General features: G+C 63.0%; 5 protein-coding genes and 1 pseudogene. 4 read left to right on the forward strand and 2 right to left on the reverse strand.

Going from position 1 to position 6,354, the window contains the following annotated elements; all coding sequences use genetic code 11:
- Window positions 1-10: 10 nt before the first annotated feature.
- Window positions 11-508 (reverse strand): nuclear transport factor 2 family protein, encoded by a 498-nt coding sequence (locus tag VKI00_RS09475; RefSeq protein ID WP_324437002.1) that lies wholly within the window; start codon window positions 506-508, stop codon window positions 11-13.
- A gap of 42 nt (window positions 509-550) precedes the next feature.
- On the opposite strand from VKI00_RS09475, the gene VKI00_RS09480 reads away from it, so the two are divergent.
- The 3 genes from VKI00_RS09480 (at window position 551) to VKI00_RS09490 (ending at window position 4,311) form a co-directional block, all read left to right on the forward strand.
- On the forward strand, window positions 551-1,291 hold the full coding sequence (locus VKI00_RS09480) for a glucose 1-dehydrogenase (protein WP_324437004.1): 741 nt from the start codon (window positions 551-553) through the stop codon (window positions 1,289-1,291).
- Window positions 1,292-1,405: 114 nt separating this feature from the next.
- Window positions 1,406-2,518: a sulfate ABC transporter substrate-binding protein gene (locus VKI00_RS09485; protein ID WP_324437006.1), complete on the forward strand. Its 1,113-nt coding sequence runs from the start codon at window positions 1,406-1,408 to the stop codon at window positions 2,516-2,518.
- Window positions 2,515-4,311, forward strand: coding sequence for a SulP family inorganic anion transporter (locus tag VKI00_RS09490; protein ID WP_324437008.1), 1,797 nt, complete (start codon window positions 2,515-2,517; stop codon window positions 4,309-4,311). The genes VKI00_RS09485 and VKI00_RS09490 overlap by 4 nt, the downstream gene beginning before the upstream one ends.
- Before the next feature lie 26 nt (window positions 4,312-4,337).
- Here VKI00_RS09490 and VKI00_RS09495 read toward each other — a convergent pair whose 3' ends face one another.
- On the reverse strand, window positions 4,338-5,555 hold the full coding sequence (locus VKI00_RS09495) for a GNAT family N-acetyltransferase (protein WP_324437010.1): 1,218 nt from the start codon (window positions 5,553-5,555) through the stop codon (window positions 4,338-4,340).
- Between the two features lie 352 nt (window positions 5,556-5,907).
- Between VKI00_RS09495 and VKI00_RS09500 the strand changes: the two are divergent.
- Window positions 5,908-6,354, forward strand: a pseudogene (locus VKI00_RS09500) (hypothetical protein); the annotation flags it as partial.

Raw genomic sequence — 6,354 nt, forward strand, 5'->3', positions numbered from 1 at the left:
CCGCTAAGCCTCATTGATCTGGCGGCGCGGTCAGGCGGTCGTATCGCGGATCGGTGCGGTCGCGGCTCGGTCGCCAGTAAAGGGCGTCATCGTCTGCGGGAATGGTGGCATCGGGCACCACCCTGCGGTAGGCGAGCTTCCATGCATTGTCTGTTCGCTGGAAGTAGTCGATATAGCGGCCATATCCGACGGTGATGTGGTCATCGATCAGGGCGTGCATGACGAAAAATGTTTCGCCCCAGGCCTCGTCACCGTCGACATCGAACACGGACTGACCCAGCAGGTGGTGCATGGTCAGCTGCCCCGCCCGACCGGCGGGCGCGCAGATCATCTCGGCGAACTCCGGACCAGACCCCTTGAAGACGCCGTGGTCGTCGTAGGAGTCCGTGGTGTAGCAGTCGATGATGGCGTCCTTGTCGGCCCGGTCGACGGCCGCGGATAGTTTCGCGACGAGTTCGGTCAGGGCGCACTTGTCGATCCAGGCCTGTACCCCGGCGGCGCTGGTCATGGTGCCAAGCTACGCGCCGCCGCCGGGGTACGGTAACCGATCATGGCACGTGTTGAGGGCAAGGTGGTGCTGGTCACCGGCGGGGCGCGGGGGATGGGCGAGGCTCATGCCGAGGCGCTAATTGCTGAGGGCGCGCGAGTGGTGATCGGGGACATCCTCGACGAAGCGGGTCGCGACGTCGCTGAAAAGCTGGGTGACGCAGCCATTTTCGCCCATTTGGACGTGACCGATCCGGCCCAATGGGACGATGCCGTCGCCGCCTCGTTGCAGAGCTTCGGTCGTCTGGATGCGCTGGTGAACAACGCGGGAATCGTCAAGGTGGGCCCGTTGCGGGGTTCATCGCTGTCCGACTGGCAGCAGGTGTTGGATGTCAACCTCACCGGCGCCTATCTGGGCATGCGCGCGGCCGTCGAGCCGATGATCACCGCCGGCGGCGGTTCCATCGTCAACGTGTCATCGGTTGAGGGGCTGGCCGGCAGCGCACATCTGCACGCCTACGTCGCCGCCAAGTTCGGATTGCGTGGCGTCACCAAATCCGCCGCAGTGGAGTTGGCGCGCTACAACATTCGGGTCAACTCGATCCATCCGGGCTTGGTGCACACGCCGTTGAGCCAGGGTGTCACCGAGGAGTTCATGGCGCCGATCCCGATGCGCCGAGGTGCGTCTCCGGCCGAGATCTCCACGTTCGTGGTGTTCCTCGTCAGCGACGAGTCGTCCTACGCAACCGGCTCGGAATTCGTTATCGACGGCGGATTGACGGGGTACGTGCCGGTCAAGATCTAGGCCATTGCAATCAGGCTGATTCGCACGGCTGTCTTGCCGCGGTTCGGTCGTTAAGCTCCCAAAACCCGGGTAATCGGCAACTTCGGCGATTCCGGTTCGAGGAAATGGAGCGCAATGACAGAGCCCACGCGGCCATCAACGTGGCCCCGCGGACTTCGTTTTTCCGTTCCCAGGCTCAATATCCTCGGCGTCGTCGCCATTGTCGTCGCGGCGACCCTGATCACGGTGCACAACCTGCACCACGACAATTCGCCGAACCAGATTCTCAACGTCTCCTACGATCCGACCCGCGAACTGTATGCCGCGCTCGACAAGACCTTTGTCGACCAATACCGGCAGCAGACTGGCGTCACGCTAGAAGTCAAGCAGTCGCACGGTGGTTCGGGACGACAGGCAGCCGAAGTCATCAATGGCCATGAGAAGGCCGACGTCGTCTCGCTGGCATTGCCGAGTGACGTTGACGCGCTGCGCAAGCGCGGACTCATCGCACCCGACTGGCAAAAACGTCTGCCGAACCATTCTGTCCCTTACACGTCAACGATTGTGTTCGTCGTCCATAAGGACAATCCATTAGGGATCCACGACTGGCCCGATCTCATCAAAGACGACGTCGAGATCGTGTCACCCAATCCGCGCACCTCGGGCAACGGAAAGTTGAGTGTTCTCGCAGCCTGGGGTTCGGTCACGACGCGCGGTGGCAGCGACCAACAGGCTGCTGACTACGTCAGAGCACTGCTGAGCCACGTCAAGGTCGCCGACACCGGAGCGCGCGGCGCCGCCATTTCCTACTCGGTGGAAAAGATCGGCGACGTGCACTTGACCTGGGAGAACGAAGCCCTACGGGAAGTCGCGGAGAACAAGGACGAATTCGAAATCGTTTATCCGCCAGTCAGTATCCTCGCCGAGCCTGCTGTCGCCTGGGTCGATGCGAACCTCAAAGACAAGCGCATCGCGTCCTACGCCAAGTCCTACCTTGAATACCTCTACACCGACGCCGCGCAGGAGACCGCGGCTCAGTACGGCTACCGTCCGCTGAAGCCGGAGATCTTGGCTAAGCATGCGGATCGGCTGCCTCCGATAAATCTGTTCCCCATCACCGCGATCGCGAAAAGCTGGTACGACGCGCAGGAGAAGTTCTTCGGCAGCAACGGCATCTACGACGTGGTCTCGTCGGCTCCGGTCAGAGTCGCGTCTGCACACCCGCGGCGAAGGACAAAGACGCCATGAGCATCGTCGACAATCTGAAAAGCCTGAACTACGACGGAGAGAAAGCGCGCCGCGACCTGATCGCCGGGCTCACCGTCGCGGCAGTGTCGCTGCCCCAGGGCATCACTTACGCGCTGGTCGCCGGCGTCGACCCGAAATTCGGCGTGTACTCGGCGATCGTGGTGACCTTCGTCGCTTCGGTTTTCGGCTCGTCCTCACATCTGATCAACGGGCCGACGAGTGCGATATCGCTTCTCGTGTTCAGCTCGTTGGCGTTCCTGGACCCAGAGAATCGCACCGTGCTGTTCGAGGCGCTCTTCTTGCTCGGCGTTCTCGTCGGCACGTTCCAGATTCTGATTGCCGTGTTCAAGCTCGGCGACCTAACCCGGTACATTTCCGAATCGGTCATCCTCGGATTCCTCTTGGCCGCAGCGATTCTGATCGCCGTGGGTCAGCTCGGTAATGCGTTGGGGGTGAAGGACCAGGGCAACGGGCGGCAGTCGGTGCTGAAACGTACCTACCTCACGCTGTTCCACGGTGACGCGTTCAACTACCGCGCGCTGATCATCAGCACCGCGACGGTGGTGCTGGCCATCGTCCTGCGCCGGTTGGTCAAACGCTTCGGGCTGCCACAGCTGGACCTGCTGGCGGTGCTGATCATTGCTGCCCTGATCGCTTACTTCGCCAGTTGGTCGACCGAAGACCACACCGGTAACACCGCGGTGATCCTGACCGCCAAGATCCCGCAAGGTCTGCCGCTGCCACACATCCCGTCCGTGCAAATCGGCGAAATAGGCCAGCTGGCGCCAGGCGCTTTGGCCATCGCGTTCATCGGACTGCTCGAGGCGCTGTCGATCGCCAAAGCCATCGCCTATCAGAGTGGGCAGAAGATTGACTACAACCGGCAGATCATCGCGGAGGGCCTGGCGAACCTTACCGGCGGCTTCTTCCAGGCGGTGCCGGGCTCGGGTTCGGTGACGCGCTCGCCGATCAATTTTCAGGCCGGCGCGGTGACCCGGTTTTCCGGTGTCGTCGCCTCGATAACTGTGGCGGTGGCGGTACTGCTGTTCGCGCCGCTGTTCCACTACATGCCGCGTGCCGCGCTAGCCGGACTACTGTTGATCACCGCCGCACGACTGATCGACGTCAAGCGGCTCAGCTACGCAGTGCGGGCCTCCCGTTACGACGCGGGGCTGGTCATCATCACCGCGCTCACCGGAGTGCTGATCGACTTGGATACCGCGGTGTTGCTCGGAGTTGCACTGTCAATCCTGCTGTTCGTGCCGCGCGCGGCGAAGCTCAAGGCGCGGGAGTTGGTGGTGGCCCCCGAACGGGTGGTCCGAGAGAGGGTGCCCGGCGATCCCGCCGATCCGTCGATCATCATCTTTGATTTCGAAGGCGAGCTCTTCTTCGGTGCCGCACCCGAACTCGAGCAATATCTGGAATCGTTGGGCGAACGGATCAGGCAAGACGAAATCAAGTTCCTCGTGCTGCGGCTCAAGCGGGTGCGCCATCCCGACGCTGTTGTCATTGAGCGAATCGAGAAGTTCGTGCGGGAGGAAACCGACCGCGGTGTGACCGTCCTCCTCGCGGGTGTGCAACCCGACCTGTGGACCCTGCTGAAGAACGTCGGCTTCAACGAATGGTTCCCGTCCGAGCGCGTCTTCCCCGAAGAGGACGAGGAATTCTCGGCAACGCTGAAGGCTGTCCGCTACGCCCATGCCCTACGCGGTTTCGACGAGTCGCACGCACCGATTGCCGCGGCTGCAATCGCCAACAACGGCGATGCCAAGCACTATTACTATTTGGTGTGAACCATTTAGTCTGAACCGCAACACCGTTAGAAGTAGAACCCGGCGTACGGTGCGTCCCGTACCGCAAACAATTGGTCTGCCACGTCGAGCACCGCGGGATCGTCGGCGCGGACCAAACCGGCGGCAGCGAGGCTGCGCCAGGCTGCGCCGCCCAGCAGAACGGCGGAGAGTGCCTCAACGTCGACCTGAAGCTCGGGACGCCGCTCGGTCTGTACGGCACCGTCGCCCGTGATGGATAGGCTGACTGAATTGTCTGGCAGCAGCGGGTCATTGACCGCGATGGTGATCGCGCCGTCGCCCTGGTATTCCCTTGCTGTCAGGGCCTTTGGGACATCGATGATGCGGAGCCATGTTTCGTCGTGCACGGCGGTGACCCGCGCGGCCCGTCGATCGGTAAGTAGCCAGGGCAGCGGATCGTCGACCGGCAACATCCAGAACATCACGCGGTCAATAAGATCTAGCTCAAGCAGAAAACGCAGCAGCCCAAGATAAGCCGCCATCGTGGGGGCGAAGAAATCCTCGACAACGATCGTGCGCTGATCGCTGACGAACCACGTCTGGGTGTCGATAGGACGGTAACGGGCGAAACCCGTTTCGGATCCCGGCTTGCCGTGCACCGCGATATACGAAGCCCCCGAAGCGGATTCGCTACGCAGCCGCAGGCCCTTCCACCAGACCGCGGGGCGGTCAATGGTCCCCGGCCGAGCCGATCGATTCTCGGCATAGATTCGGGGCAGGACATCCCATGCTTTCGCCGGGTCGATCAATCGCACCGGGCCACCGGTCCCGACGTCCGGGCGTAGCGCCGCGCGTGCTTTCTGAACCTCCACGGTTTGTGACGAGCTCGCTACCCCGTAGCCGTACCGCTCGTAGATCGTTGCCTCCGAAGCCCGTAACGTCGCGACCACCTCGCCCCGTGCGGCGATGTCGCGCAGCTGGTGGTGTATCAGCTCGGTGGCGATCCCCTTTCGGGTAAACGACGGCAGCACCCCAATGTGTGTGACGGCGGCGTGGCCCACTACCGCGCCGCCGGGCAGGGTCAGGCCACTGGTCACGGCGTCGGCGGTGCCGACGAGTTGTCCGTCGGCGAATGCCCCGACGGTACGGCCGGCTTCGAGCAACGTGGCGATCTGGCCGGGCGCCAGGTTCGGCACCGGTGGGAATCCCACCATGGCGGTGCGAAACAGGTTAGCCGCGGCGATGAGGTCGTCCTCAGCGTCGAGAACGCGGATCTCGGTGGTCATGTGCCCATCATGTCGCGGAACGGCTTGACGTCAGCGGCCAGCCGGCCGTGCTCAAAGTGTAGGAAAATCCCTGATTCAATCGGCCGGACCGCCGCCTAGCGTTGGCCGTTGATCCCGACGACGTGGGCCACTGAGGGGATGTTCCATTGCGGCGACGTGACGTTATTGCCTTTGGGGTGATTCGGCAAACTTGCCGGACCCAATAGGATGTGGGCTGCGCTAGATGGAGACTGATCTGTTCCTGGGGTTTACCTGGTCGGCACTGGCAACGGTTTTAAACTCGTGTTCATCTCACCGCCGCGCTTTTTGATCGAATGGATCTACACGCCCACCATCTGAAAAGAGCAACCCTATGGACGCACAGGACGGGCAGGATGCTGCCGCCCCGCCGACGGACACCGAGCCTGAGCCGACGCTGATCATCGCCAGCGGGCTGGGGGTGGACGGCGAGCACGGGCCGCTTTTCTCGGACATCGATCTCGCGCTTACGCCGGGCTTCCACGCGATTCAAATGCCCGGAGGACCCGGGCAGACAACTTTGCTGTTGACGCTGGCCGGACGGCTCAAGCCCAGCCACGGCACCGTGACCGTGCTCGGGGATTCGGAACCGCGGGCGATCCGCCGGCACTGCTCGATCGCGGCATTCGCCGACATCGACGACCTGGAGGAGATGGTGACAGTGCAGACCGTGCTCGCGGAGCAACGCCGGTGGCTGGCGCCGTGGTACTCGCGGGTGCCCGCCGAGGCCGGCCGGGCCGAACTTGGGGAAGTATTCGGCGAGATCCCCCCGCCGTCGGCC

This window comes from Mycobacterium sp. (assembly GCF_035314665.1).
Classification (GTDB): Bacteria; Actinomycetota; Actinomycetes; order Mycobacteriales; family Mycobacteriaceae; genus Mycobacterium.

What these genes read in the sequence shown, in the direction of transcription:
- VKI00_RS09475 (WP_324437002.1), bottom strand. Translation starts at nt 508, where the DNA reads ATGACCAGCGCCGCCGGGGTACAGGCCTGGATCGACAAGTGCGCCCTG.
- VKI00_RS09480 (WP_324437004.1), top strand. Translation starts at nt 551, where the DNA reads ATGGCACGTGTTGAGGGCAAGGTGGTGCTGGTCACCGGCGGGGCGCGG.
- VKI00_RS09485 (WP_324437006.1), top strand. Translation starts at nt 1,406, where the DNA reads ATGACAGAGCCCACGCGGCCATCAACGTGGCCCCGCGGACTTCGTTTT.
- VKI00_RS09490 (WP_324437008.1), top strand. Translation starts at nt 2,515, where the DNA reads ATGAGCATCGTCGACAATCTGAAAAGCCTGAACTACGACGGAGAGAAA.
- VKI00_RS09495 (WP_324437010.1), bottom strand. Translation starts at nt 5,555, where the DNA reads ATGACCACCGAGATCCGCGTTCTCGACGCTGAGGACGACCTCATCGCC.